General features: G+C 57.8%; 22 protein-coding genes. 9 read left to right on the plus strand and 13 right to left on the minus strand.

Translation table 11 applies throughout. The features are described from left to right. Window positions 1–9: 9 nt before the first annotated feature. From CAF79_RS17860 to CAF79_RS17885, 6 genes are all read left to right on the plus strand, one after another. Window positions 10–534 (plus strand): MaoC family dehydratase, encoded by a 525-nt coding sequence (locus tag CAF79_RS17860; RefSeq protein WP_085699115.1) that lies wholly within the window; start codon window positions 10–12, stop codon window positions 532–534. A gap of 84 nt (window positions 535–618) precedes the next feature. Beyond that, window positions 619–1,608, plus strand: coding sequence for an ornithine cyclodeaminase family protein (locus CAF79_RS17865; RefSeq protein ID WP_085699117.1), 990 nt, complete (start codon window positions 619–621; stop codon window positions 1,606–1,608). Between the two features lie 63 nt (window positions 1,609–1,671). Then, window positions 1,672–2,649: an NAD(P)-dependent oxidoreductase gene (locus tag CAF79_RS17870; protein ID WP_085699274.1), complete on the plus strand. Its 978-nt coding sequence runs from the start codon at window positions 1,672–1,674 to the stop codon at window positions 2,647–2,649. After that, window positions 2,642–3,385 carry a class II aldolase/adducin family protein gene (locus tag CAF79_RS17875; RefSeq protein WP_085699119.1) on the plus strand — a complete coding sequence of 248 codons (744 nt, stop codon included), beginning with the start codon at window positions 2,642–2,644 and terminating at the stop codon, window positions 3,383–3,385. Before CAF79_RS17870 ends, CAF79_RS17875 begins: the two co-directional genes overlap by 8 nt. Next, a complete protein-coding gene (locus CAF79_RS17880; RefSeq protein WP_085699121.1) occupies window positions 3,382–4,527 on the plus strand; it encodes a histidinol-phosphate transaminase in 1,146 nt (381 codons plus the stop codon). Before CAF79_RS17875 ends, CAF79_RS17880 begins: the two co-directional genes overlap by 4 nt. Before the next feature lie 46 nt (window positions 4,528–4,573). Then, entirely contained in the window at window positions 4,574–5,728 is a 1,155-nt protein-coding gene (locus CAF79_RS17885) for an MFS transporter (RefSeq protein WP_256579299.1), read from the plus strand. Window positions 5,729–5,863: 135 nt separating this feature from the next. Here the strand turns inward: CAF79_RS17885 and aceA are convergent, their stop codons facing one another. From aceA to CAF79_RS17935, 10 genes are all read right to left on the minus strand, one after another. Continuing rightward, on the minus strand, window positions 5,864–7,189 hold the full coding sequence (gene aceA, locus CAF79_RS17890) for an isocitrate lyase (RefSeq protein ID WP_039767419.1): 1,326 nt from the start codon (window positions 7,187–7,189) through the stop codon (window positions 5,864–5,866). A gap of 475 nt (window positions 7,190–7,664) precedes the next feature. Continuing rightward, window positions 7,665–8,417 carry a secretin N-terminal domain-containing protein gene (locus tag CAF79_RS17895; RefSeq protein ID WP_007951453.1) on the minus strand — a complete coding sequence of 251 codons (753 nt, stop codon included), beginning with the start codon at window positions 8,415–8,417 and terminating at the stop codon, window positions 7,665–7,667. Between the two features lie 132 nt (window positions 8,418–8,549). Next, window positions 8,550–8,975 carry a GNAT family N-acetyltransferase gene (locus CAF79_RS17900; protein ID WP_007951452.1) on the minus strand — a complete coding sequence of 142 codons (426 nt, stop codon included), beginning with the start codon at window positions 8,973–8,975 and terminating at the stop codon, window positions 8,550–8,552. Further along, window positions 8,968–10,143, minus strand: coding sequence for a cupin domain-containing protein (locus CAF79_RS17905; protein WP_085699125.1), 1,176 nt, complete (start codon window positions 10,141–10,143; stop codon window positions 8,968–8,970). Before CAF79_RS17905 ends, CAF79_RS17900 begins: the two co-directional genes overlap by 8 nt. An 86-nt stretch (window positions 10,144–10,229) precedes the next feature. After that, window positions 10,230–11,600: an adenylosuccinate lyase gene (gene purB / locus CAF79_RS17910; RefSeq protein WP_085699127.1), complete on the minus strand. Its 1,371-nt coding sequence runs from the start codon at window positions 11,598–11,600 to the stop codon at window positions 10,230–10,232. 127 nt (window positions 11,601–11,727) lie between these two features. After that, a complete protein-coding gene (hflD, locus tag CAF79_RS17915) occupies window positions 11,728–12,351 on the minus strand; it encodes a high frequency lysogenization protein HflD (protein ID WP_011334953.1) in 624 nt (207 codons plus the stop codon). Beyond that, a complete protein-coding gene (gene mnmA / locus CAF79_RS17920; protein WP_085699129.1) occupies window positions 12,348–13,472 on the minus strand; it encodes a tRNA 2-thiouridine(34) synthase MnmA in 1,125 nt (374 codons plus the stop codon). Before mnmA ends, hflD begins: the two co-directional genes overlap by 4 nt. Before the next feature lie 59 nt (window positions 13,473–13,531). Continuing rightward, complete coding sequence (locus tag CAF79_RS17925; RefSeq protein ID WP_085699131.1) at window positions 13,532–13,978, minus strand: NUDIX hydrolase; 447 nt, start codon at window positions 13,976–13,978, stop codon at window positions 13,532–13,534. Window positions 13,979–14,055: 77 nt separating this feature from the next. Continuing rightward, window positions 14,056–14,721, minus strand: coding sequence for a hypothetical protein (locus CAF79_RS17930; protein ID WP_085699133.1), 666 nt, complete (start codon window positions 14,719–14,721; stop codon window positions 14,056–14,058). A 411-nt stretch (window positions 14,722–15,132) separates the two neighbouring features. Then, window positions 15,133–17,358, minus strand: a complete 2,226-nt coding sequence (locus CAF79_RS17935; RefSeq protein ID WP_085699135.1) for an NADP-dependent isocitrate dehydrogenase — start codon at window positions 17,356–17,358, stop codon at window positions 15,133–15,135. 481 nt (window positions 17,359–17,839) lie between these two features. Between CAF79_RS17935 and icd the strand changes: the two genes are divergently transcribed. After that, window positions 17,840–19,096 (plus strand): NADP-dependent isocitrate dehydrogenase, encoded by a 1,257-nt coding sequence (gene icd, locus CAF79_RS17945; RefSeq protein WP_085699137.1) that lies wholly within the window; start codon window positions 17,840–17,842, stop codon window positions 19,094–19,096. Window positions 19,097–19,174: 78 nt separating this feature from the next. Here the strand turns inward: icd and CAF79_RS17950 are convergent, their stop codons facing one another. Further along, window positions 19,175–19,456: a cold shock domain-containing protein gene (locus CAF79_RS17950; protein WP_085699139.1), complete on the minus strand. Its 282-nt coding sequence runs from the start codon at window positions 19,454–19,456 to the stop codon at window positions 19,175–19,177. Between the two features lie 224 nt (window positions 19,457–19,680). Between CAF79_RS17950 and clpS the strand changes: the two genes are divergently transcribed. Both clpS and clpA read left to right on the plus strand, forming a co-directional pair. Continuing rightward, window positions 19,681–20,064 (plus strand): ATP-dependent Clp protease adapter ClpS, encoded by a 384-nt coding sequence (gene clpS, locus CAF79_RS17955; protein WP_011334948.1) that lies wholly within the window; start codon window positions 19,681–19,683, stop codon window positions 20,062–20,064. 30 nt (window positions 20,065–20,094) lie between these two features. Further along, entirely contained in the window at window positions 20,095–22,365 is a 2,271-nt protein-coding gene (gene clpA / locus CAF79_RS17960; RefSeq protein ID WP_085699141.1) for an ATP-dependent Clp protease ATP-binding subunit ClpA, read from the plus strand. Window positions 22,366–22,529: 164 nt separating this feature from the next. On the opposite strand, the gene infA is transcribed toward clpA, so the two are convergent. Next, the gene (infA, locus tag CAF79_RS17965; protein WP_002553999.1) at window positions 22,530–22,748 is read right to left on the minus strand and encodes a translation initiation factor IF-1; all 219 of its coding nucleotides are present in this window, start codon (window positions 22,746–22,748) and stop codon (window positions 22,530–22,532) included. 112 nt (window positions 22,749–22,860) lie between these two features. Next, window positions 22,861–23,568 carry an arginyltransferase gene (locus CAF79_RS17970; RefSeq protein WP_085699144.1) on the minus strand — a complete coding sequence of 236 codons (708 nt, stop codon included), beginning with the start codon at window positions 23,566–23,568 and terminating at the stop codon, window positions 22,861–22,863. Between the last annotated feature and the right edge of the window lie 44 nt (window positions 23,569–23,612).

A 23,612-nucleotide genomic window follows, 5' to 3' on the forward strand; every position in this document is an offset into this window, starting at 1 on the left:
GAGGACGCCATGGAACCGATGATTCCGGCGCATGAACGGATTGGGGCGAATCGCTACCGTGAATCTTATGGGCTGCATTACGAAGAGTTTGTGGTGGGCGATGTGTTCGAGCACCGCCCCGGGCGCACGGTGACGGAGCTGGATAACATCTGGCAGTCACTGATGAACATGAATAACCATCCGGTGCATATCGATGTGGCTTACGCACAGCGCACCGAGTTCGAAAAGTTGCTGGTGAACAGCTCCGTGACCTTGTCGATTATCAGCGGCATGACGGTCGCGACGATGAGCGCACGAGCCATCGCCAACCTGGGCTGGGATGAAATACGCCTGCCCAGCCCGGTGTATGTCGGCGACACACTTTACGCGGAGAGCGAGGTGGTTTCCAAGCGTGAGTCCCGGTCGCGTCCGGGCCAGGGCATCGTCACCATCAGGGTGATTGGGCGTAAGCAGGATGGCACTCCGGTCATCACCTACCTGCGCACTTTTCTGGTTCCAAAGCAGGGGTTTTCCCAGGGCTACCCCCTCGGCTGAAGGTCAGCTTCAGTCAGCGTGGAAGCGCTGCCGGTGAGGGAATGGCCGGGACCTTCAAAGAGCCTTGATGGAAAAGGACAAACCATGCTGCTGCTTAATCGTGAAGATATAGGGCGTTGTGTCGAGTTGCCGTCGCTTGTGCGCGTACTCGAAAAAGCTCACCAGGGTTTTTCTCTCGCGGCACCCGTGGTTCCGCCACGTTCGATAATCACGCACTCGCGACAAAAAGCATTCTCTTTGTTCATGCCGGCCTTTTTGCCTGTGAGCCAGACGCTGGGCATCAAAGTGTCGTCGTTTCATCCCGGCAACGCCGTGCTGGGGCGCTCGGCGGTCAATGGCGCGGTTTTGCTGATCGACGTCGATAGCGGCAGGTTATTGGCGATGCTCGACAGTGCCGCTCTTACAGCAATTCGCACCAGTGCCCTGAGTGCGTTGGTGACGGACAAACTCTGCCTGCAGGCCCGGCTCAATCTGGCGGTGATCGGGGCTGGGGCTCAAGCGGCGGCGCATATCCAGGCGATGGCCGCTATCAGGGAATTGGGGCAGGTCAGGATCTTTTCCCGCTCGATGGCCCGCAGTGTCGCCTTGGCCGAACGTCTGTCCATTGAACTTGCGCAGCCGGTCGAGGCTGTTGAGCGCATGGAGGATGCTTTGGCAGACGCGGATATTGTCTGTACGACAACCTCCTACGACAGTCCGCTGCCGTTGATCGGGGTACATCAGCTCAAACCCGATGCCCATATCAATGCCGTTGGCGGCAGTACGCAGCAGGCGTGCGAGGTCGATCCAAAATTGCTGGGCAGTGCTCAAGTACATGTCGATCATTTGGACGCCGCATGCCGCGAATCGGGCGAAATTGCCCAGGCCTTGGCGTGGTCGGTGATCAACCGCAAGGACATCCGTGAGATCAGTACTTTGGTTGTCGAGCAGCCTTCGCCGGTTACCCGCAAACAAGGCCTCAGTTACTTCCGCAGTGTTGGCCATGCCAGTCAGGACATGGTGGTTGCCGCCTGCGTCTATGGCGCGGCCGTGGAGGGGCATATCGGCCAACAGTGCGACTACCTCAATGCCTGAGAGTCGCCGGGCGCAACGTTTTGAATCAGCAGTGCCAACGACGCAGGAAGGAAAAGGATGCCCATGAATATTTTGATGATCGATTCGCAGCGAGTGAACTACGTCGACCCCGGGGAATATGGCCCGGGGTCGGAGTATCGACACTACGGCGTGGAGGTGACGTTCCGGCCCTCGGATGAACAACTGGCCAAAGCCGACGGCATCATCGCCTTTCATTCGGTGGTCATCGACGCGCCGCTGATCGCCAGAATGCATCGTTGCCGCGCATTGGTTAAGGCCACGATCGGCCTTGATGATGTGGACGTCGAGGCGTTGAGCGCGCGAGGCATTGTGTGCGCCAACATCGGTTCTGTAGGGGCGGAGGAAGTTGCCGAGCACGCCTTGGCATTGATCCTTTTTGCCCAGCGCAAGCTGTTCGACTACGCGGGACACACCCGCCAGGGAGGCTGGAACTGGCGAGCCCATACCGGTGAAGTGAGAGCCTGTGCAGACACCGTTCTGGGAGTCGTGGGTTATGGTGCAACAGGGCGAGCGTTGGCCCGCAGGGCGGCGGCCCTGGGTTACCGCATCTGTTTTTACGACCCCGGGGTCGAGCGCTGTGCCGAAGGCATTGCCACGGGCGTGACGCTGGATTCACTGCTCGAAACGGCCGATATTCTGTCGCTGCATCTGCCGCTTACCCCGGACACTGCACATCTTATGAACGACGCGGCATTTTCACGGATGAAGCACGGTGCGACCTTAGTCAATACCGCGCGAGGTGGCATCGTCGACACCGATGCGCTGCTTCGGGCCTTGCAGGCCGGGGTTGTGTCCATGGCTCTGCTGGATGTCGTGCAGGAAGAGCCTGCTCCTCTCCAGGCCTTGATCGAGCATGAGCGGGTGTTATTAACGCCGCATGCCGCTTTTTACAGCGAGCGCTCTCTGGCCCAACTCAAAGCCAATGCCCTGGAAACCCTGCTGGCTCTGTTACAGGGGAAAACAGTCGAAACTGTGGTCAATTCCGATTGTGTATCGCGGGAGGCAAACGGATATGCCTGAATTGAAACGTGCGGGATTTGAATCGTCCCGAGCCGGGTTGCCACCTTGGTTCGACATGGCGATCGGCAACAGCATTGTTCAATACGGTCAGCGGCTGGCGGCGCGACAACTACTGGTCAATACGCTGGGCAATATCGCTGTACGCAGCCGCTCTCCGTACTGGCAACGCGACGTGATCTACACCAAACACCGCGGCATCTCTCTGGAAGAGTGCGGGCTTGAGCATTTGTCGGTGCTGGACATGCAATCCGATGAGCTTTTGCACGGTTGTTTCCGGCCCAGCCAGGGGCACCGGATGCATCGGGAAATCATGCGCTGTCGCGCCGATGTCAATGCGACGGTGCATCTGCATCCCAATGAAGTCATTTCCTTCTTCGCTGTCTCGCAGTGGCGTGAGATGAAATACGTGTCGAACGACACGGCATTGGTCATGGGCAAACCACCGTGCATTCTCGGCGAAGGTGTGAATATCGAGCTGGATGTCAGTGCCATTGCCCGCTGCGCGGGTGACACCAACTGCATTGTCATGCCCGGTCATGGCATTACCTGTTTTGGCCGCGACCTGTCGGAGGCGTTTCATCGCGCCGTGGCATTCACTGCCGAAATCAGCCGCTTGATTACCAGCCAGTTTCTATCGGCCGCCACGGGGAAATCGGTGGTGTATGCCAGTCACGAAGAGGTCAGGCAGATGTATGCGCTTGGCGAGCAGGTGATCTATGGAGGGATGCGCAAATGAAGTTTCACCCTCACATCTCATGTTCCGGATTATGGAAGGCGCCGGAGCGCGATCTTTCATCGGTGTTGCTGGATTTGAACGAAAACCAGTTTTTACAAAGGTTTCTGGCAGGGTTCATCGCCAACGAATTGAAGCCCCAGGATCTGTTCGCCTATCCCAATTACCGGCCGCTCCTTAACCAGCTCGCACAGTACTGCAAGGTCTCCACCGACCGTTTGCTGCTGACCAATGGCGCGGATCAGGCCATCGATCTGGTGATTCGGTTACTGTTTTCGCCAGGGGATCGGGTGGTGGTGCCTTCTCCGGTTTTTTCCTTTTATTACCAGATGCTCGACGTAAACGGTGTGGCTCCCGTGATCGTGGGGTTTGAAAAACAGGCCGAAAAATTCGTGCTGTCCACCGAGGCGGTACTCCAGTCCCTGCAAACCAGCCAAGGGCTGATCCTGTGCAACCCCAACAATCCACTGGGTGTTCGCATCGATCCAGAGCAATTGCAGGTGTTCGTCGAGGCTTGTGTCAGGCAAGACAAACCGATGATCGTGGACGAATGTTATTTCGAGTATTTGCAACAATCTTGTCTGGATGCATTCAGTGCGGTCAGGCAGTTGTTTGTGATTCGTTCGTTTTCCAAGTACTTCGGTCTTGCCGGGTTGCGCCTGGGGTATGTGGTCACGCGACCGGAATCCATACGTGAACTGATGAAAGTGCGTGGCCCATGGGATGTGAACCATGTAGCGGTGAAAGCCGGGCTGTTCTGTTTGCAGAATCAGAAAGTCTTGCAGCAGGCGCACGATCATCTTGCGCAGATCAAGACTGAAATAATCGAAGTCTGTCGGGCCAACGCGATCGTCGTCTATGAGAGCGACACGAACTTTCTGCTGCTGCAGGATGAGCACGACGGTCGTCTGGCCAGCGCTTTCGCTCAGGCCAATATCCGCGTAAGCAACTGCTCGCAATACCCGCACAGTTTTGGCCTGCTCGACAATTTACTGCGAGTGGCTGTCCCTTCATCGTCGGATCTCAAACTATTGCTGATGGCGATATTGCGCGGGAGCGGCAGCGCGGCTCGTTTGAGCGATGTGAAAATAGAACGCTGGATTGCCGGAAGACCAAAGCTGCGCACTGGCGGAGCATCGCGGTGATGCTCATATGAGGAGATGGCTGAAAAGGATCGGTCTGGCGGCAGGGATGCGCAATATCATTGCGCTGCGCTTGCTGTTCGTCATGGCCAACGCATTGGGGCCTTTTGCGGCATTGTTTTTCCAGCGGCATTACGAGCTCGACAGCGCGGCGGTGGCCTGGGTGGTCACGCTGATGTCGGCATTTTATCTGCTGGGTAATTTGTTGGGTGGAGCGCTGATCGGTCGTTTTACCTTCCGGGCACTTTTGATCTGTACGTCGTCCTGTTCATCACTGTTTTTATTGTTCGCTGCCGTATTCAGTTCAACGATCGCATCAATTGCGATGGTGCTGTTGTTCATGCTGTGCGCAGGCCTGATCACGCCGGTATTCAGTGTGCTTACGTCCCTGGCCGCGGACGACAGCAATCGCATCGCCTCCTTTGGTTATCTGCACCTGGCCAGCAATCTGGGGGGAGCGCTGCTATTTGTGATGGGTGGGTACTTGCTCGGTCTCGACAGTCACTATCTGGTGCTGTTTGCGATGGTTGCCAGTGTGTTGTGCCTGTTGGCGAGTGTGTTTCTGGTGTTGCCGGAGCGTCAGAATGTTTTAACTGAAACCAGAAGTGCTTCCATTCGCGCACTGGCCGATGTGCCAAGGATCGTGATCGTGGCGGGCGCCATGTTTTTTGCGTTGTCGGTGCTGGATGCCCAGCGCGAGTATCAGCTGCCTCTATGGCTTGATCAGGTGACGGTGGGGAAGGCCGCCGGGCTGTTTGGTGCGGTAGGTATCGTCAATGCATTGCTGGTGGTCGTGGTGACGCAGCCTCTGATTGCATTGACGTCGCGTTTCGGGGCGCTGACCAATTTGTCCCTGGCGGCGGTTTTTTACGGTATCGGATTTGGAGCCTATGCCTTTTTCGAGCAAACCGCACTGATCCTCTCGTTTGTTTTCCTCTGGACGCTGGGTGAGATTCTCGGTGTTACCTACATCACTGCGTTGATTGCGCAGAAAACCACGTTGCAAACCCAGGCCAGTCTGTTTTCGATAATTCCTGTAGTGCTGGCGTTGGCGAGGATGGTTTCTGTGGGCATCGGCGCCTCTTTGATCGCCGGGATCGGTTTCCAGTTGAGCTGGAGTGTCTACGGGCTGGTGGGCATTTTGTTCGGAAGCGCTTGTCTTTTACTTGCTACCAGAAAGAGCCGCTATGCGACTGCAGTCTGAAATGGCCTGTGTAAATGGCAGTGATGGTGAAAGCGCGAGTAAAAAAACGCCCCGAACCAGTCGGGGCGTCAGTCTTTCGGCAATGCGGTTAGCTTTCTAAACGGTCCGCAAAGGCCGTTTACTCGGTGAAGTCGATCAGTGGAACTGTTCTTCTTCGGTCGAACCGGTCAGCGCGGTCACCGAGGACGTGCCGCCCTGGATCACGGTGGTCATGTCGTCGAAGTAGCCGGTGCCCACTTCCTGCTGGTGAGCCACGAAGGTGTAACCCTTGGCGGCGTCAGCGAATTCCTGCTCTTGCAGCTTCACGTAGGCAGTCATGTCGTTGCGGGCGTAGTCGTGTGCCAGGTTGAACATGCTGTGCCACATGTTGTGAATGCCGGCCAGGGTGATGAACTGGTGCTTGTAACCCATGGCGGACAGTTCGCGCTGGAACTTGGCGATGGTCGCGTCGTCCAGGTTTTTCTTCCAGTTGAAGGAAGGCGAGCAGTTGTACGACAGGATCTGGTCCGGGTATTCCTTTTTGATCGCTTCGGCGAAGCGACGGGCTTCTTCCAGGTCTGGCTTGGCGGTTTCGCACCAGATCAGGTCGGCGTACGGTGCGTAGGCCAGGCCACGGGCGATTGCCTGGTCCAGACCTGCACGAACCTTGTAGAAACCTTCCTGGGTACGGGTGCCAGTCACGAACGGCTGGTCGTACGGGTCGCAGTCGGAAGTCAGCAGGTCGGCAGCGTTGGCATCGGTGCGGGCCAGGATGATGGTCGGTACACCGGCCACGTCGGCAGCCAGACGAGCGGCGGTCAGCTTCTGCACGGCTTCCTGGGTTGGAACCAGAACCTTGCCGCCCATGTGGCCGCATTTCTTCACGGAAGCCAGTTGGTCTTCGAAGTGAACGCCGGCGGCGCCTGCTTCGATCATGCTCTTCATCAGCTCGTAGGCATTCAGTACGCCGCCGAAACCGGCTTCGGCGTCAGCCACGATTGGCGCGAAGTAGTCGATGTAGCCTTCGTCGCCCGGGTTCTTGCCGGCTTTCCACTGAATCTGGTCGGCACGACGGAACGAGTTGTTGATGCGCTTGACCACGGTTGGAACCGAGTCCACCGGGTACAGCGACTGGTCCGGGTACATCGATTCGGCGGAGTTGTTGTCCGCAGCGACTTGCCAGCCCGACAGGTAGATCGCCTGGATACCGGCTTTCACCTGTTGAACAGCCTGGCCGCCGGTCAGGGCGCCCATGCAGTTGACGAAATCTTTCTCTGGGCGGAAGGACGGCTTGGCACCCTGGGTGACCAGGTTCCACAGTTTTTCGGCGCCCATTTTTGCAAAGGTGTGCTCTGGTTGAACCGAGCCACGCAGACGGACGACGTCAGCAGCGGAGTAATTGCGAGTCACGCCTTTCCAGCGCGGGTTTTCAGCCCAGTCTTTTTCAAGGGCTGCAATTTGCTGTTCGCGTGTCAGTGCCATGGAGATAAACCTCGTCGCGTCTTTATGAAAAGTTGTTCTGCGGTGGAAAATTCCTTGCGCTCGCTGACCAGAAGCTTAGGTGGTCAGGTCGGGTTCGGCGGGGCAGGCGACGGGATGAACGATGGGCTCGAGGGGAAGTGAGCAGGTAAAGGCAACTGGTGGGCGCATTCGGGTGTCGTGGGCCTTTATGCGAACTACAGTGTAAAGCCGGGTTACCTAATTACGCTTCCGTCCCTCGGGACAACTTCGTTCCAGTCGGCAACCTCGTCAAACACACCTTGTGGGCGGTACAGACACGAAACGGCTCGCGGGGATGGTTGCGAGCAGCGCTTCGAAGGCCCTTGCCAGGGCCTCTGATTAGCGGGAGCGAGGCCATCATGCCTTCGCTTTTTTGGCTCGTCAAACATTTTGTAGTGCTTTTTTTAAAGCACTACATCTTTCGTCTAATACGACTAATCAGTCAGTTTTTGGTGCTTTAGTCCAGTGTGTCGACTTTCACCCGCAAGGTCATGTCATCCCGGCCTTGAGTCGAGTAGCTGCGGGCCAGACCTTGTTTGTCGGCTTGAGTCTGGCGATTCACGCCGGCAAGGGTGATCCATTCGCCCAGTCGTCCGGTGACAGTTGTGTCGGTGCTTTGCACGTTCACTACATCGGGACGTTCCTGGCTCATGCGGTCACGGTTGGTACTGATTGCCAGATGAACGGTTTCGCCAGTGACGCTGGCGGTGACGTAAAACCCCTGTGTGACGTTGCGATATTGGGTTTGGCTGCTGTAATCGCCGTACGAGTTGGTCTGGCTACTGGTGATCGGTACGCTCTGGCCGACCTGAATCAGCGCCGGCGCTCCTTCGCTGGCTTGAATCTGCTGAATACCGCCGTCTCGGCTGGCAGTGCTGCGGCTGATGATGCGGGTCTGCGCGCCGTTGACCGAATAGCCTTCGTCGCCACGCCCGTTGTTTTCGTTGGTATCGACCGTGATCAGCAGGCGCTTGGGTGCGGTGTCGAGTTGCGAGAGCAAATCCTTGAGCTCTTCGATTTTGCCGGGCTCGGCCTTGACGATCAGTTGGTTGCCGTAGGCGCTGACCTGGCCGTCCTTACCGATGAAGTCCTGAGCGACTGGCAGCATGTCGGCACTGGTGTGGTACTTGAGGGGAACGATTTCTGTGGCTGCCATCACCGAAAAACTGCAGCCGAGCAGCAGGGTGGTGAGCAGGGTGCGTAGGGACATGTCCGTTATCTCCGCTTTCGAAAGGCTTGATATTGCCAGTTTGTCGGCCCGGGGTGGGGCAAGTTGAATCGTAGACAGCAAAACGCCCCGGCATCGGTCGATGGCGGGGCGTTTTGTGGTGCTCATCAAGCGTTATGCCGAATGGCGAACCATGTCGACATGCGGAATCCCGGCTTCGAGGAATTCCTCGCTGACCAGGTTGAAACCCAGGCGCTCATAGAACGCCGTGGCCTGCACCTGCGCGCTGAGCATCTGCTGCTTCAAGCCACGCGCTTCCGCTTCGGCAATCACCGCTTGCATCAGCGCATCGCCGACCTTCAGCCCGCGCCAGTCCTTCAGTACCGAAACCCGGCCAACATGCCCGTCGGGCAAAAGGCGGGCGGTGCCGATCGGAAAGTCGCCTTCGAAAGCCAGGAAATGCACCGCCGTGGCGTCATCGGCGTCCCACTCAAGCTCGGGTGGAACCGATTGTTCGGCAATGAACACCGTTTCGCGAATGCGGCGGATCTCGGCGTTGTCCTTTTGCCAGTCTGCAACACGTACGCGAATCTTATTCATCGTCGGCGAACCCCAGACTGCCCTGTTTGACCAGTTCGCACAGCAGGCCGCGACCGTCTTCGTCGCTCAGCCACTCACCAAGGTTGTCGGTGTGCAGGGCGTCGGCGGAGCAGATCAGCTTCAGCAATTCACGCAGCTTGCCCGGCAGGTATCGGCTCTGGCCGCTGGCGAACAGCAGCAGATCGTCATCGACGTCCGACCACGCCAGGCGCGCGCTCGGGTTGCGGATCAGGATGGCGCCGTCTTCGAGCGCACCGAGAAGGTCTTCTTCCTCGACTTCTTCCGGGCCTACCACCAGCTCTGGATAGCGCGGCTCGGTCATGTACTGGCCGAACCAGGTCAGCAACAGGCGTTCGTCGCTCATGTGCTCGGCGAGCAGCGCTTTCAGGCGATCGAGGGCATCGTGCTGGATCTGATGTGGATCGTCGCTGACCGGTTTGGCGTCGGCGTCGGTGTAGCGCTCTTCGTCAGTCAGGAACTGGCTGAGGAAGTCGGTGAAGTGGGTCAGTACTTCAGCGGCGCTTGGTGCGCGGAAGCCGACCGAGTAGGTCATGCAGTCATCGACGGCAACGCCGCAGTGAGCCAGGCGCGGCGGCAGGTAGAGCATGTCGCCCGGTTCCAGGACCCACTCTTCGGTCTCGTGGAATTCGGCGAGGATGCGCAAGTCTGCGTGTTGCAGCAGCGGGCTTTCCGAATCGCACATCTGGCCGATTTTCCAGTTGCGCTTGCCGTGGCCTTGCAGCAGGAACACGTCGTAGTTGTCGAAATGCGGGCCGACGCTGCCACCCGGGGCGGCGAAGCTGATCATCACGTCGTCGACGCGCCAGCTCGGCAGGAAGCGGAAGTTTTCCAGCAGCTCGCTGACTTCCGGCACGAACTGATCGACCGCTTGCACCAGCAGGGTCCAGTCGCGCTCCGGCAGCTTGCTGAATTCGTCTTCGGCGAACGGGCCGCGACGCAGTTCCCAAGGTCGCTCGCCGTGCTCGATCACCAGGCGCGATTCGACTTCTTCTTCCAGGGCCAGGCCGGCGAGTTCGTCGGCGTCGATCGGGCTTTCGAAATCAGGGATCGCCTGGCGGATCAGCAGTGGTTTTTTCTGCCAGTAATCGCGCATGAATTCGCGCGCCGTAAGACCACCCAGAAGTTGAAGAGGAATATCGGGATTCATATGTAACCTATTGAAAAAAAGCATTTTTCAGACGGGAATAAAAACGCCCGGCGCGGCCGGGCGTCTCAAACGGGTCAAGCAGTCGATCAGATGCGTTTGGCTTGCGCTACAGCGTTGCCGATGTAGTTGGCCGGGGTCAGTTGCTTGAGCTCGGCTTTCGCTTCGGCCGGCATGTCCAGGCCATCGATGAAAGTCTGCAGGGCTTCAGGGCTGATGCCCTTGCCGCGAGTCAGTTCTTTCAGCTTCTCGTACGGGTTTTCGATGTTGTAGCGGCGCATCACGGTCTGGATCGGCTCAGCCAGGACTTCCCAGCAAGCGTCCAGGTCGGCAGCGATCTTGTCAGCGTTCAGTTCAAGCTTGCTGATGCCTTTGAGGCTTGCTTCGTACGCGATCACGCTGTGGGCGAAGCCGACACCGAGGTTGCGTAGCACGGTGGAGTCGGTCAGGTCGCGCTGCCAGCGGGAGATTGGCAGTTTGCTCGCCAGATGCTGGAACAGCGCGTTGGCGATGCCCAGGTTGCCTTCGGAGTTTTCGAAGTCGATCGGGTTGACCTTGTGCGGCATGGTCGACGAACCGATTTCACCGGCGATGGTGCGCTGCTTGAAGTAACCCAGGGAGATGTAGCCCCAGATGTCACGGTCAAAGTCGATCAGGATGGTGTTGAAGCGCGCAATGGCGTCGAACAGCTCGGCGATGTAGTCGTGCGGCTCGATCTGTGTGGTGTACGGGTTGAAGGCCAGACCCAGCTCGTCTTCGATGAAGGCGCGGGCGTTGGCTTCCCAGTCGATCTGCGGATAGGCCGACAGGTGAGCGTTGTAGTTGCCGACAGCGCCGTTGATCTTGCCCAGCAGCGGAACGGCAGCGACCTGCGCGATCTGACGCTCGAGACGGTAAACCACGTTCGCCAACTCTTTGCCCAGAGTGGTCGGCGAAGCCGGCTGGCCGTGGGTGCGCGACAACATTGGCACGTCGGCGAAACGCAGGGCCAGTTCGCGGATGGCGTTGGCAGTCTGGCGCATCAGCGGCAGCATCACGTCGTCACGACCTTCGCGCAACATCAGGGCATGGGACAGGTTGTTGATGTCCTCGCTGGTGCAGGCAAAGTGGATGAACTCGCTGACCTTGGCCAGCTCCGGCAGCTTGGCCGCCTGCTCCTTTAGCAGGTATTCGATCGCTTTTACGTCGTGGTTGGTGGTGCGCTCGATCTCTTTGACGCGCTCGGCGTGCTCGAGAGAGAAGTTCTCGGCCAGTTCATTCAGAACGGCGTTGGCTTCGGCGGAGAAGGCTGGCACTTCCGGGATGCCGGCGTGAGCGGCCAGGCGCTGGAGCCAGCGCACTTCAACCAGAACGCGGGCACGGATCAGACCGTACTCGCTGAAAATCGGGCGCAGGGCCTGGGTTTTGCCGGCGTAGCGGCCGTCAACAGGGGAAACCGCAGTGAGCGAAGAGAGCTGCATGGGGTGTTCTCGGACAGTCGGGCAACGAAATGGGGCGCGTATCATACATGAAAAAATCCGCCGGTCCGTCGCCAACTGACCGGCGTATTACGCGTTACAGCCTACAAGGCTTTTATTGCGCGGCGATTTACTCGCTGCGCATCAACGGATACAGCTCTTTGAGCAACTTGCGCCGACTCACGACCAACTGCCAGCGATGACCGCCGAGCTGACGCCACAGGCGTGCCGAGCGAATGCCGGCGAGCAACAGGGCGCGGATCTTCGAGGCATTGCTCGGCTGCTGCAGATTGCGCATGTCGCCGTGCACCTGAATGCGTTGGCGCAACGTGCTCAGGGTGTCCTGATACAGCGCGCCGCAGGCCGCGATCACGTTTTCGTGGGCCGGGCCGAAATGCTCGACCTGCGACTGGATCTGCGGCAAACGCTTGCCGATCACATCGAGCATGTCGTCGCGTTTGGCCAGCTGTCGCTCGAGACCAAGCATCGACAACGCGTAGCGCAGCGGTTCGCGCTGCAAGGTGCTCGGATCGCGCTCGAGGGCGCCGATCAGCGCGCGGTAACCTTCGCGCAGGTTGATATCGTCGCCGCCGTACACATCCAGGGTGTCTTTCGGGTCGCGAACCAGCAGACTGCCGAGCATGCAGCTCAGGCCGGCCTCGTTGGTCTGGCCGGTCTTGGCGATCCGGTCCACCAGCACGGCGGCGAGAAACACGCCGCCCAGCGCCGTCAGTTGCTCCTGAGTCGGGCTCATGCCAGGCCGCTCCACGGCTCGGCAACTTCGATCACGCCGCCACCGAGGCAGATTTCTCCGTCATAGAACACCACCGACTGGCCCGGCGTGACCGCGCGCTGCGGCTCATCGAACACGGCGCGATAACCGGTTGCGGTTTTTTCCAGGGTGCAGGCCTGATCGCTCTGGCGATAACGGACCTTGGCAGTCAGTCGCAACGGCTGGCTCAGATCGATCGGGTTGACCCAATAGATTTCCGAAGCGAGCAGGGCACTGGAGAACAGCCACGGATGGTTGTTGCCCTGGCCGACGATCAGCTCGTTGGTGTCCAGATCCTTGCGCAGCACGTACCACGGCTCGTCGCCAGCGTCTTTCAGTCCGCCGATGCCCAGGCCTTGGCGCTGGCCGATGGTGTGATACATCAAGCCGTGGTGACGGCCGATGACTTCGCCTTCGGTGGTCTTGATCTCGCCCGGCTGTGCCGGCAGGTATTGCTTGAGGAAATCGCTGAAACGGCGCTCGCCGATGAAGCAGATCCCGGTGGAATCCTTCTTCTTGGCGGTCGCCAGCTCGTATTTCTCGGCAATTGCACGGACTTCCGGTTTTTCCAGCTCGCCGACCGGGAACAGGGTCTTGGCGATCTGTTCACCGCCGACAGCGTGCAGGAAGTAGCTCTGATCCTTGTTCGGATCCAGGCCCTTGAGCAGTTCGGTGCGGCCATCGATGTCGCGGCGGCGCACGTAGTGACCGGTGGCGATCAGGTCCGCGCCGAGCATCATGGCGTAGTCGAGGAACGCCTTGAACTTGATCTCGCGGTTGCACAGGATGTCCGGGTTCGGCGTGCGGCCGGCCTTGTATTCGGCCAGGAAGTGCTCGAACACGTTGTCCCAGTACTCGGCGGCGAAGTTGGCGGTGTGCAGCTTGATACCGATCTTGTCGCACACGGCCTGTGCATCCGCCAGGTCGTCCATGGCGGTGCAGTATTCCGTTCCGTCGTCTTCTTCCCAGTTCTTCATGAACAGGCCTTCCACTTCATAGCCCTGCTCGATCAGCAGGAGAGCGGAAACGGAAGAGTCCACGCCGCCGGACATGCCGACAATGACGCGCTTCTTGGATGTGTCAGAAGGGGCTGGATCACGCATAGGGATTCAATGAGTGTCTTGAAAAAGGACGCGATTCTATCAGGCTCACGCCCTCAAGGCTAAAGGGAAGGGCGGATCAGTTCGAGGCCGAAGCGATTGCCGGCCAGATAATCATCGATGCAACGGATGATCAGCTCGCTGCGCCAGTTATCGCGCTGGGCCAATAATTCGTCGCGGGTCAGCCACTTGGCGCCGACGATGCCGTCGTCCAGTTGATAATCCGGGTGGTGCTTGACGGCTTTGGCGCTGAAGCACACGCGTTGGTAAGTCACGCCGTTGCTCGGTGCGGTGTACAGATAAATGCCGATCACGGCGGTGGGTTCGACATCCCAGCCGGTTTCTTCGAGGGTTTCGCGCACGGCGGCTTCGATCAGGGTTTCGTCCGGATCCAGATGGCCGGCCGGCTGATTGAGTACGTTACGCCCGGCCTTGTGTTCCTCGACCATCAGGAAACGACCGTTGTCCTCGACGATGGTAGCGACGGTGATGTGGGGTTGCCAGTTCATGGACTGCTCTTGCTCGGGGGAGGGGCGCAAGTAAACAACAAGGCGTCGTAGTCCTCAACCGATTCATGCAGGTCTGCTTAATAAGGCATGCTCATAAAGTTTTTTGATTGAAAGCCATAACTTTCCAGGAAAGTCGAAATTTTTGAAATCTGCTCGTTCGTAAGTGCGGGTATTAATGAAATTACATTAAAGACTTGAACGTTGCCCGCAAAGCAGTGCCACTCGACAAGTGCGTAGGGGTCCGCCCAAATATACCGAGATGGAATGTTCGTGCCTCCAAATCCATAAGGCGCAGATCCTGGACTTGGATTGACAATGTTGACACTCAAGTCTGTGGCGATGAGATTCTTGGGGATGGCTTGTACGTAATACCATTTATCGACGGGGTTGTGATCGTAGACATCAACTTTTCCCACTGCCCAAAATATGGGTGCCAGCAAGTCCGGGAAAGTCACCCGGGGTTTGGTTGCCAGAATCTGGGATTCGTCTGTCGCAGCCATACCACCATTTGTTTTTTGATGGATCCAGCGGTAATACGCCTGATTTCCAAAAGGTAAATAAACTCTGAAACCTTGTGGCAGGCCTTTCAGAGTGTTGAAGAGTTGCATAGGGACCTGGAGGGCGGGAGGGTCAGTGCATGGTCCATCACTGATTGCCGGGTCATTCCATGAGAGAGTGTCGGCAGATGCTGAAGATATAAGTGCGGCCAATGCAAAGCTGGTGAGTAGGCTCGACGGTTTCATTTTTATCTCCTTGCGAGGTTTAAAGGTATCTGAAAAAGTTGTCTCTCAAAGTTTTTGTTGGGCTCGGATGTCTGCATCGGGGATGCAAGGTGTTGATTCGACTCGCTCGTTTTTTATTATTGATTCCGGAGTAATGGCCGGCCGGCTATTTCGGTGTTTTGTGTTATCGGGAGCGTGAGTGAGGTGGCAGATATTTTATTTCGAGTGTTCTGAGATTAGTGGCTTGCTCGAGTCTTGTGACCTGTCAACTTTGACAGTTGATTATGCTTTTTTGCGATCGTCCATTGCGACGATGTGGAATAAGGCGCTCGATTCTCGGGGGGGTAAGTAAGACCGAAAACAAAATTTCAACTTTTTGAAAAAAACAAACCCCGGCGCATGGCCGGGGTTTGTGAAGTTCCCTTTACAACCTTATACCAGCGCAGCAATCGCCGCGTTGAGGGTTGCGCTTGGGCGCATGGCCTTGCTGATCAGCTCGGCATTGGCGTGGTAGTAACCGCCGATGTCCACTGGCTTGCCTTGAACGGCATTGAGCTCGGCGACGATGGTCGCTTCGTTCTCGGTCAGGGTCTTGGCCAGAGTCGCGAACTGCGCTTGCAGTGCAGCGTCTTCAGTCTGGGCGGCCAGGGCTTGAGCCCAGTACATCGCCAGGTAGAAGTGGCTGCCGCGGTTGTCGATGTTGCCGACTTTGCGCGATGGCGACTTGTTGTTGTCCAGGAACTGGCCAGTGGCCTGGTCCAGGGTCTTGGACAGAATCAGCGCTTTCGGGTTGTTGTAGTTAACACCCAGGTGCTCGAGAGAAGCGGCCAGGGCCAGGAATTCACCCAGCGAATCCCAGCGCAGGAAGTTCTCTTCGACCAGCTGCTGCACGTGCTTGGGCGCCGAACCGCCGGCGCCGGTTTCGAACAGACCACCACCGTTCATCAGCGGCACGATCGACAGCATCTTGGCGCTGGTGCCCAGTTCCATGATCGGAAACAGGTCGGTCAGGTAGTCACGCAGTACGTTGCCGGTCACCGAGATGGTGTCCTTGCCTTCGCGGGTGCGCTGCAGGGTGTACTTCATGGCGTCGACCGGCGACATGATCTGGATGTCCAGACCGGCGGTGTCGTGATCCTTCAGGTAAGCCTGAACCTTCTCGATCACCACGCCGTCGTGGGCGCGCATCGGGTCCAGCCAGAAAATGGCCGGGGTGCTGCTTGCGCGAGCACGATTGACGGCCAGTTTGACCCAGTCCTGGATCGGCGCGTCTTTGGTCTGGCACATGCGGAAGATGTCGCCGGCTTCAACAGCCTGCTCCATCAGCAGGGTGCCCTTGCTGTCGGTCACGCGAACCACGCCGTCGGCCTTGATCTGGAAGGTCTTGTCGTGGGAGCCGTATTCTTCAGCCTTTTTAGCCATCAGGCCAACGTTTGGCACGCTGCCCATGGTGGTTGGATCGAAAGCGCCATTGGCTTTGCAATCTTCGATCACGGCCTGGTAGATGGTGGCGTAGCAACGATCCGGGATCACAGCCTTGGTGTCGTGCAACTGGCCGTCGGTGCCCCACATCTTGCCGGAGTCACGGATCATGGCCGGCATCGAGGCGTCGACGATGACGTCGCTCGGCACGTGCAGGTTGGTAATGCCTTTGTCGGAGTTGACCATCGCCAGCGACGGACGAACGGCGTAGACCGCTTGAATGTCAGCTTCGATCTGGGCTTGCTGTTCGGCCGGCAGGGATTTGATGCGGGCGTACAGGTCGCCGATGCCGTTGTTCAGGTTGAAGCCGATTTCGGCCAGCACGTCGGCGTGCTTGGTCAGGGCGTCCTTGTAGAACTCGGCAACGATCTGGCCGAACATGATCGGGTCGGAGACCTTCATCATGGTGGCTTTGAGGTGAACCGACAGCAGCACGCCTTGTTGCTTGGCGCTGTCGATTTCAGCGGCGATGAACGCGCGCAGGGCCTTTTTGCTCATGACGGAGCAGTCAAGGATCTCGCCCGCCTGAACGGTGGTTTTTTCTTTCAGGACGGTCGCGGTGCCGTCTTTGGCGATCAGCTCGATCTTCACGGCGTCAGCGGCGTCGATCAGGGCAGCTTTTTCGCTGCCGTAGAAATCACCGGTGCTCATGTGAGCGACATGGGACTTGGAGTCCTTGGCCCAGGCGCCCATTTTGTGCGGGTGCTTGCGAGCGTAGTTCTTGACCGACAGCGGAGCGCGACGGTCGGAGTTGCCTTCACGCAGAACCGGGTTCACGGCGCTGCCCTTGACCTTGTCGTAGCGCGCCTTGGCTTCTTTTTCGGCGTCGTTGGTCACGGTTTCCGGGTAGTCCGGCAGGTTGTAGCCCTGGGCTTGCAGTTCTTTGATCGCGGCTTGCAGCTGTGGAACCGAGGCGCTGATGTTCGGCAGCTTGATGATGTTGGCTTCAGGCGTAACGGCCAGGTCGCCCAGTTCGGCGAGGTGGTCGGCTACGGCTTTGTCGCCCAGTTGCTCGGGGAAGCTGGCCAGAATGCGTGCTGCAAGAGAGATATCGCGGGTTTCCACGGCGATATCGGCCGAGGCGGTGTAAGCCTCGATGATCGGCAGCAGGGAATAGGTGGCGAGGGCTGGAGCTTCGTCGGTGAAGGTATAGATGATCTTCGAGCGGGTGGGCATATTCGGATTAACTCTCTCTTCTTTGCTAAAGCGTGCGCAGAAACTCGAGGGGCGCCGGGTAAGCGCGTTCGTTCAAAGTCATCCATGAACCGAATGTCGAGAATCTTCGCGGTGATGTTGGGTGCATCAGTAGAGCGTCAAGCAGTCGGACTGCGGTAACAACCCGACCAATCAGGCGGAAAGTCTCGTGCTAGAGAGGCCAGCCGTCGTGACCCTTTGGTCAGCGGGCGGCATTATACATAGGTAGCTGGCAATCTGCCGATGGTTCATATGCAACGATTCTCGTCCATTGGTCTAAAGGTCGCAGGGCGGGGTGGGGCGTAGAGTCGCCGTGAATGCTTGAGATTGGCGCTTTTCCCTTTGCTTTCAGGCTTGTACGAAACGAGATGTGGTCAGGCCCGGAACAGAGGGTTTGCGTGTTGATTCAACTGGGTTACGCTCGAACCAAGCCAGATGTTCAATCCAAACAATGGAGTTCAGCATGGGTTACAAGAAGATTCAGGTTCCAGCCGTCGGCGACAAAATCACCGTCAACGCAGACCATTCTCTCAATGTCCCTGATAACCCGATCATTCCCTTCATCGAAGGTGACGGCATTGGCGTCGACGTCAGCCCTGTGATGATCAAAGTGGTTGATGCTGCCGTAGAAAAAGCCTACGGGGGCAAGCGCAAGATTTCCTGGATGGAGGTTTATGCTGGCGAAAAAGCAACTCAGGTTTATGACCAGGACACCTGGCTGCCCCAGGAAACCCTGGACGCCGTCAAGGATTACGTGGTTTCCATCAAAGGCCCGCTGACCACTCCGGTCGGTGGTGGTATCCGCTCCCTTAACGTTGCCCTGCGTCAACAGCTCGATCTCTATGTCTGCCTGCGCCCGGTGGTGTGGTTCGACGGCGTGCCAAGCCCGGTGAAAAAGCCTGGCGACGTCGACATGGTGATTTTCCGCGAGAACTCCGAAGACATTTATGCCGGTATCGAATGGAAGGCCGGCTCTCCTGAGGCCACCAAGGTCATCAAGTTCCTGAAAGAAGAAATGGGTGTCACCAAGATCCGTTTCGACCAGGATTGCGGTATCGGCATCAAGCCTGTTTCCAAGGAAGGCACCAAGCGTCTGGTGCGCAAGGCCCTGCAGTACGTGGTGGACAACGACCGCAAGTCGCTGACCATCGTGCACAAGGGCAACATCATGAAATTCACCGAAGGTGCCTTCAAGGACTGGGGTTACGAGGTGGCGAAGGAAGAATTCGGCGCCGAGCTGCTGGATGGCGGCCCATGGATGAAGTTCAAGAACCCGAAAACCGGCCGCGAAGTCGTCGTCAAGGACGCCATTGCCGACGCCATGCTTCAGCAGATCCTGCTGCGTCCGGCCGAATACGACGTGATCGCCACCCTCAATCTCAACGGTGACTACCTGTCCGACGCCCTGGCGGCGGAAGTGGGCGGTATCGGTATCGCGCCGGGTGCCAACCTGTCCGACACCGTGGCCATGTTCGAGGCGACCCACGGTACTGCGCCGAAATATGCCGGCAAGGACCAGGTCAACCCGGGCTCGGTGATTCTGTCGGCGGAGATGATGCTGCGCCACCTGGGCTGGACCGAGGCGGCCGACCTGATCATCAAGGGCACCAACGGCGCCATCAAGGCCAAAACCGTGACCTACGACTTCGAACGTCTGATGGAAGGCGCCACGCTGGTATCTTCTTCGGGCTTCGGTGAGGCGATCGTCAAGCACATGTAAAAAGGCAGCTGCAACGAAACCGCCCGGCTCGAGTGATCGAGCCGGGCGGTTTGCTTTCTGGCAGGTGTCCGTGTTGCTTCAACTGGTCACTGACTGATGCTGAACAGCGGTCGAGGCGGCATCTTTTGCAGCGTCGGCATTCTGAATTTTTGTGGCATGCAGGCCTTTGGGCCCTTGCACGATCTCGAATTTGACGATTTGCCCGGCTTTGAGGGTTTTGTATCCGTCCATTTCAATGGCGGAGTAGTGGGCAAAGAAATCGATCTCTTTGCCGTCCTCGTCCTTCCCCTCGCGGGAGTCGGTGTTGATGAAACCGAACCCCTTGGCATTGTTGAACCATTTCACCTTGCCGACAGCCATGCTCAAATCCCTCTGCAACAGTCTCCATCGCTGGAGTATCATCCAATTCATCCGCAGTCGAATCCGTTAAAAAGATTGACTCCGCGGATCTTTTTTCCCCACTGTGGGTTCTATTGGTTGTAACACCGTTTTCCCGATAGTCAAGGTGACCGGGCAGTCGGAGTTGAAAACGTGTCAAGCCGCCCCCACCACTGTATTTGCACAACTGACGAACCTTTCTTTCCATGCATGCAATCAGCCAGATTCGACTAACATTCAATCAGGATCGCCCGCTTCTCCAAAAGGATCTTCCACAGGAGCACGACGACGATTCGGCAGGCGTTGCTGTTCAGGAAGCAAAGCCCGCGTTACAGGCGCCGCCGATGTACAAGGTGGTTTTGTTCAATGATGACTACACACCGATGGATTTCGTCGTCGAAGTGCTCGAGGTGTTTTTTAACCTGAATCGCGAGCTGGCGACCAAGGTCATGCTGGCCGTCCACACAGAAGGGCGGGCAGTATGTGGAGTGTTTACCCGCGACATCGCCGAGACAAAGGCCATGCAGGTCAACCAGTACGCCAGGGAAAGCCAGCATCCGCTACTCTGTGAAATCGAGAAGGACGGTTAATCGCCGACCACTTGGGTATGAGGTGAAGCTATGTTAAACCGCGAGCTCGAAGTCACCCTCAATCTTGCCTTCAAGGAGGCTCGTTCGAAGCGTCATGAATTCATGACCGTCGAACACCTGCTGCTGGCCCTATTGGACAATGAGGCTGCCGCCACTGTATTGCGTGCCTGCGGCGCAAACCTCGACAAACTCAAGCACGACCTGCAGGAGTTCATCGACTCCACCACGCCACTGATCCCCGTCCACGACGAGGATCGCGAAACCCAGCCAACCCTGGGCTTCCAGCGTGTGCTGCAACGTGCTGTCTTTCATGTGCAGAGCTCGGGCAAGCGCGAAGTGACCGGCGCCAACGTGCTGGTTGCAATCTTCAGTGAGCAAGAGAGTCAGGCGGTGTTCCTGCTGAAACAGCAGAGCGTTGCACGCATTGATGTCGTCAATTACATCGCTCACGGCATTTCCAAAGTGCCGGGGCATGGCGATCACTCTGAAGGTGAACAAGATATGCAGGACGACGAGGGCGGTGAGTCTTCTTCTTCAGGCAATCCGCTGGATGCGTATGCCAGCAATCTCAACGAACTCGCGCGCCAGGGCCGGATCGATCCGCTGGTTGGGCGTGAAACGGAAGTCGAGCGTGTGGCGCAGATTCTCGCGCGCCGTCGCAAGAACAATCCGCTGCTGGTAGGCGAGGCGGGCGTGGGTAAAACCGCGATTGCCGAAGGCCTGGCCAAGCGCATCGTCGACAATCAGGTGCCGGACCTGCTGGCCAACAGCGTCGTTTATTCCCTTGATCTGGGTGCTTTGCTCGCGGGCACCAAGTATCGCGGTGATTTCGAGAAGCGCTTCAAGGCGTTGCTCAGCGAACTGAAAAAACGTCCGCAGGCGATCCTGTTCATCGACGAAATCCACACCATTATCGGTGCGGGTGCTGCGTCCGGTGGCGTGATGGATGCCTCGAACCTGCTCAAGCCGCTGCTGTCGTCTGGCGACATTCGCTGCATCGGCTCGACCACGTTCCAGGAATTCCGTGGCATTTTCGAAAAAGACCGTGCTCTGGCACGGCGCTTCCAGAAGGTCGACGTCGTCGAGCCGTCGGTGGAAGACACCATCGGTATCCTGCGCGGCCTGAAAGGTCGTTTCGAACAGCACCACAACATCGAATACAGCGATGAGTCGCTGCGCGCCGCTGCGGAACTGGCTTCGCGCTACATCAATGACCGGCACATGCCGGACAAGGCCATCGATGTGATCGACGAGGCTGGCGCTTTCCAGCGTCTGCAACCGGTCGAGAAGCGTGTGAAGCGCATCGAAGTGTCTGAGGTCGAGGACATCGTGGCGAAAATCGCGCGGATTCCGCCGAAGCATGTCACCAGCTCCGACAAGGAACTGCTGCGCAACCTCGAGCGTGACCTGAAACTGACGGTGTTCGGCCAGGACGCGGCGATCGATTCGCTGTCGACCGCGATCAAACTGTCCCGTGCCGGTCTCAAGTCGCCTGACAAGCCTGTCGGTTCGTTCCTGTTTGCAGGTCCGACCGGTGTCGGTAAAACCGAAGCCGCGCGTCAACTGGCCAAGGCCTTGGGCATTGAGCTGGTTCGCTTCGACATGTCCGAGTACATGGAGCGCCACACCGTATCGCGTCTGATCGGTGCACCTCCGGGTTATGTCGGTTTCGACCAGGGCGGTCTGTTGACCGAGGCGATCACCAAGCAACCGCATTGCGTATTGCTGCTCGATGAAATCGAGAAGGCGCATCCGGAAGTCTTCAACCTGCTGCTGCAGGTGATGGACCACGGTACGCTGACCGACAACAACGGGCGCAAGGCGGATTTCCGCAACGTGATCGTGATCATGACCACCAACGCCGGTGCTGAAACGGCGGCGCGTGCTTCGATCGGTTTCACCCATCAGGACCACTCGTCCGATGCGATGGAAGTGATCAAGAAGAGCTTCACGCCGGAATTCCGCAACCGTCTGGATACCATCATTCAGTTTGGTCGCCTCAGTCATGAGGTCATCAAAAGCGTGGTGGACAAGTTCCTCACCGAGCTTCAGGCGCAGCTGGAAGACAAGCGTGTGCTTCTGGAAGTTACCGATGCGGCGCGCAGCTGGCTGGCGGCCGGTGGTTACGATTCGGCCATGGGCGCTCGTCCGATGGCGCGTCTGATCCAGGACAAGATCAAACGTCCGCTGGCGGAGGAGATTTTGTTTGGCGAACTGGCCGAGCATGGCGGTGTGGTTCACATCGACATCAAGGATGGTGAGCTGACGTTTGACTTCGAGACTACTGCGGAAATGGCCTGATGGTTGTTGGTCTGTTGTAAAGCGAAAGGCGCCTTTTGGTGCCTTTTTGCTGTCTGCGGTTTTGGGTGTATAGCCGTTACCGCAGCAACGGATATACACCCAAACTCAAAAAACGCACAGACAAAAACGCCCGGCATTAAGCCGGGCGTTCTGTATTGACTTGATTAGCGAGCGCGGTAAGTAATACGCCCTTTGCTCAAGTCATAGGGCGTCAGCTCGACGCGCACTTTGTCACCGGTAAGAATACGAATGTAGTTCTTGCGCATCTTGCCGGAGATATGCGCGGTTACGACGTGCCCATTTTCCAATTCCACGCGAAACATGGTGTTTGGCAGGGTGTCGACGACAGTGCCTTCCATTTCGAAGCTGTCTTCTTTCGACATGCAGTAAAGCCCTCGGTGTCCAGTGAATGGCCCGGTGCAACTGCGCCAGGCAAAAGCGGCGTGCATTGTGCCCGAAAAATGGGGTTTACGCCAAGGGGTTTAGGGTTTGCGTTTAGTTCAGGATGACCCAGCGCTGGTTGATCAGCAGTTCGATAGGCCGATATTGGGTCTTGTAGTTCATCTTTTTGCAGTTTTTGATCCAGTAGCCAAGGTACACCGCCTCAAGCCCCAGGCGCCGGGCTTCGGCGATTTGCCAGAGGATCGCGTAGCGCCCCAGGCTGCGGCGTTCTTCCTGCGGTTCGTAGAAGGTATAGACCGCCGACAGTCCGTTGGGCAGCAGATCGGTCACGGCGACCGCCAGTAACCGTCCGTCGAGCCGGAATTCGTAAAAGCGTGAGAAGGGCAGGTCGCGTACCAGAAAAGTCGAGAATTGATCCCGGCTCGGCGGGTACATGTCGCCGTCGGCGTGGCGCTGTTCGATGTAGCGCTGATAGAGGTCGAAGTATTCTTCGCTGAATGCCGGCTTGACCGGGCGCACCTGCAAATCGATGTTGCGTTTGAAAATGCGTTTTTGCTGACGGTTGGGGGTGAACTGCGCCACCGGGATGCGCGCCGGCACGCAAGCATTGCAATTCTGGCAATGCGGGCGGTACAGATGGTCGCCGCTGCGACGAAAGCCCATTTCTGACAGGTCTGCGTAGACATGCACATCCATGGGCTGGCTCGGGTCGAGAAACAGGGTCGTCGCCTGTTCCTCGGGCAGATAACTGCAAGAGTGAGGCTGAGTGGCATAAAACTTCAACCGCGCCAACTCGGTCATGATCAACCCTCAAGGGTAAGCTGGTGAAATTAAGTGTAAGCCAC

This window comes from Pseudomonas sp. B26(2017) (assembly GCF_002113045.1).
Lineage (GTDB): Bacteria > Pseudomonadota > Gammaproteobacteria > Pseudomonadales > Pseudomonadaceae > Aquipseudomonas.

Excerpts from the sequence above, each read along its gene's own strand:
- CAF79_RS17925 (WP_085699131.1), bottom strand. The coding sequence starts at position 13,978 with ATGAACTGGCAACCCCACATCACCGTCGCTACCATCGTCGAGGACAAC.
- infA (WP_002553999.1), bottom strand. The coding sequence starts at position 22,748 with ATGTCGAAAGAAGACAGCTTCGAAATGGAAGGCACTGTCGTCGACACC.
- hflD (WP_011334953.1), bottom strand. The coding sequence starts at position 12,351 with ATGAGCCCGACTCAGGAGCAACTGACGGCGCTGGGCGGCGTGTTTCTC.
- CAF79_RS17935 (WP_085699135.1), bottom strand. The coding sequence starts at position 17,358 with ATGCCCACCCGCTCGAAGATCATCTATACCTTCACCGACGAAGCTCCA.
- icd (WP_085699137.1), top strand. The coding sequence starts at position 17,840 with ATGGGTTACAAGAAGATTCAGGTTCCAGCCGTCGGCGACAAAATCACC.
- CAF79_RS17950 (WP_085699139.1), bottom strand. The coding sequence starts at position 19,456 with ATGGCTGTCGGCAAGGTGAAATGGTTCAACAATGCCAAGGGGTTCGGT.
- CAF79_RS17905 (WP_085699125.1), bottom strand. The coding sequence starts at position 10,143 with ATGAATCCCGATATTCCTCTTCAACTTCTGGGTGGTCTTACGGCGCGC.
- mnmA (WP_085699129.1), bottom strand. The coding sequence starts at position 13,472 with ATGCGTGATCCAGCCCCTTCTGACACATCCAAGAAGCGCGTCATTGTC.
- CAF79_RS17930 (WP_085699133.1), bottom strand. The coding sequence starts at position 14,721 with ATGAAACCGTCGAGCCTACTCACCAGCTTTGCATTGGCCGCACTTATA.
- clpA (WP_085699141.1), top strand. The coding sequence starts at position 20,095 with ATGTTAAACCGCGAGCTCGAAGTCACCCTCAATCTTGCCTTCAAGGAG.
- CAF79_RS17865 (WP_085699117.1), top strand. The coding sequence starts at position 619 with ATGCTGCTGCTTAATCGTGAAGATATAGGGCGTTGTGTCGAGTTGCCG.
- CAF79_RS17880 (WP_085699121.1), top strand. The coding sequence starts at position 3,382 with ATGAAGTTTCACCCTCACATCTCATGTTCCGGATTATGGAAGGCGCCG.
- CAF79_RS17895 (WP_007951453.1), bottom strand. The coding sequence starts at position 8,417 with ATGTCCCTACGCACCCTGCTCACCACCCTGCTGCTCGGCTGCAGTTTT.
- purB (WP_085699127.1), bottom strand. The coding sequence starts at position 11,600 with ATGCAGCTCTCTTCGCTCACTGCGGTTTCCCCTGTTGACGGCCGCTAC.
- CAF79_RS17860 (WP_085699115.1), top strand. The coding sequence starts at position 10 with ATGGAACCGATGATTCCGGCGCATGAACGGATTGGGGCGAATCGCTAC.
- CAF79_RS17900 (WP_007951452.1), bottom strand. The coding sequence starts at position 8,975 with ATGAATAAGATTCGCGTACGTGTTGCAGACTGGCAAAAGGACAACGCC.
- CAF79_RS17875 (WP_085699119.1), top strand. The coding sequence starts at position 2,642 with ATGCCTGAATTGAAACGTGCGGGATTTGAATCGTCCCGAGCCGGGTTG.
- CAF79_RS17870 (WP_085699274.1), top strand. The coding sequence starts at position 1,672 with ATGAATATTTTGATGATCGATTCGCAGCGAGTGAACTACGTCGACCCC.
- clpS (WP_011334948.1), top strand. The coding sequence starts at position 19,681 with ATGCATGCAATCAGCCAGATTCGACTAACATTCAATCAGGATCGCCCG.
- CAF79_RS17970 (WP_085699144.1), bottom strand. The coding sequence starts at position 23,568 with ATGACCGAGTTGGCGCGGTTGAAGTTTTATGCCACTCAGCCTCACTCT.
- CAF79_RS17885 (WP_256579299.1), top strand. The coding sequence starts at position 4,574 with ATGCGCAATATCATTGCGCTGCGCTTGCTGTTCGTCATGGCCAACGCA.
- aceA (WP_039767419.1), bottom strand. The coding sequence starts at position 7,189 with ATGGCACTGACACGCGAACAGCAAATTGCAGCCCTTGAAAAAGACTGG.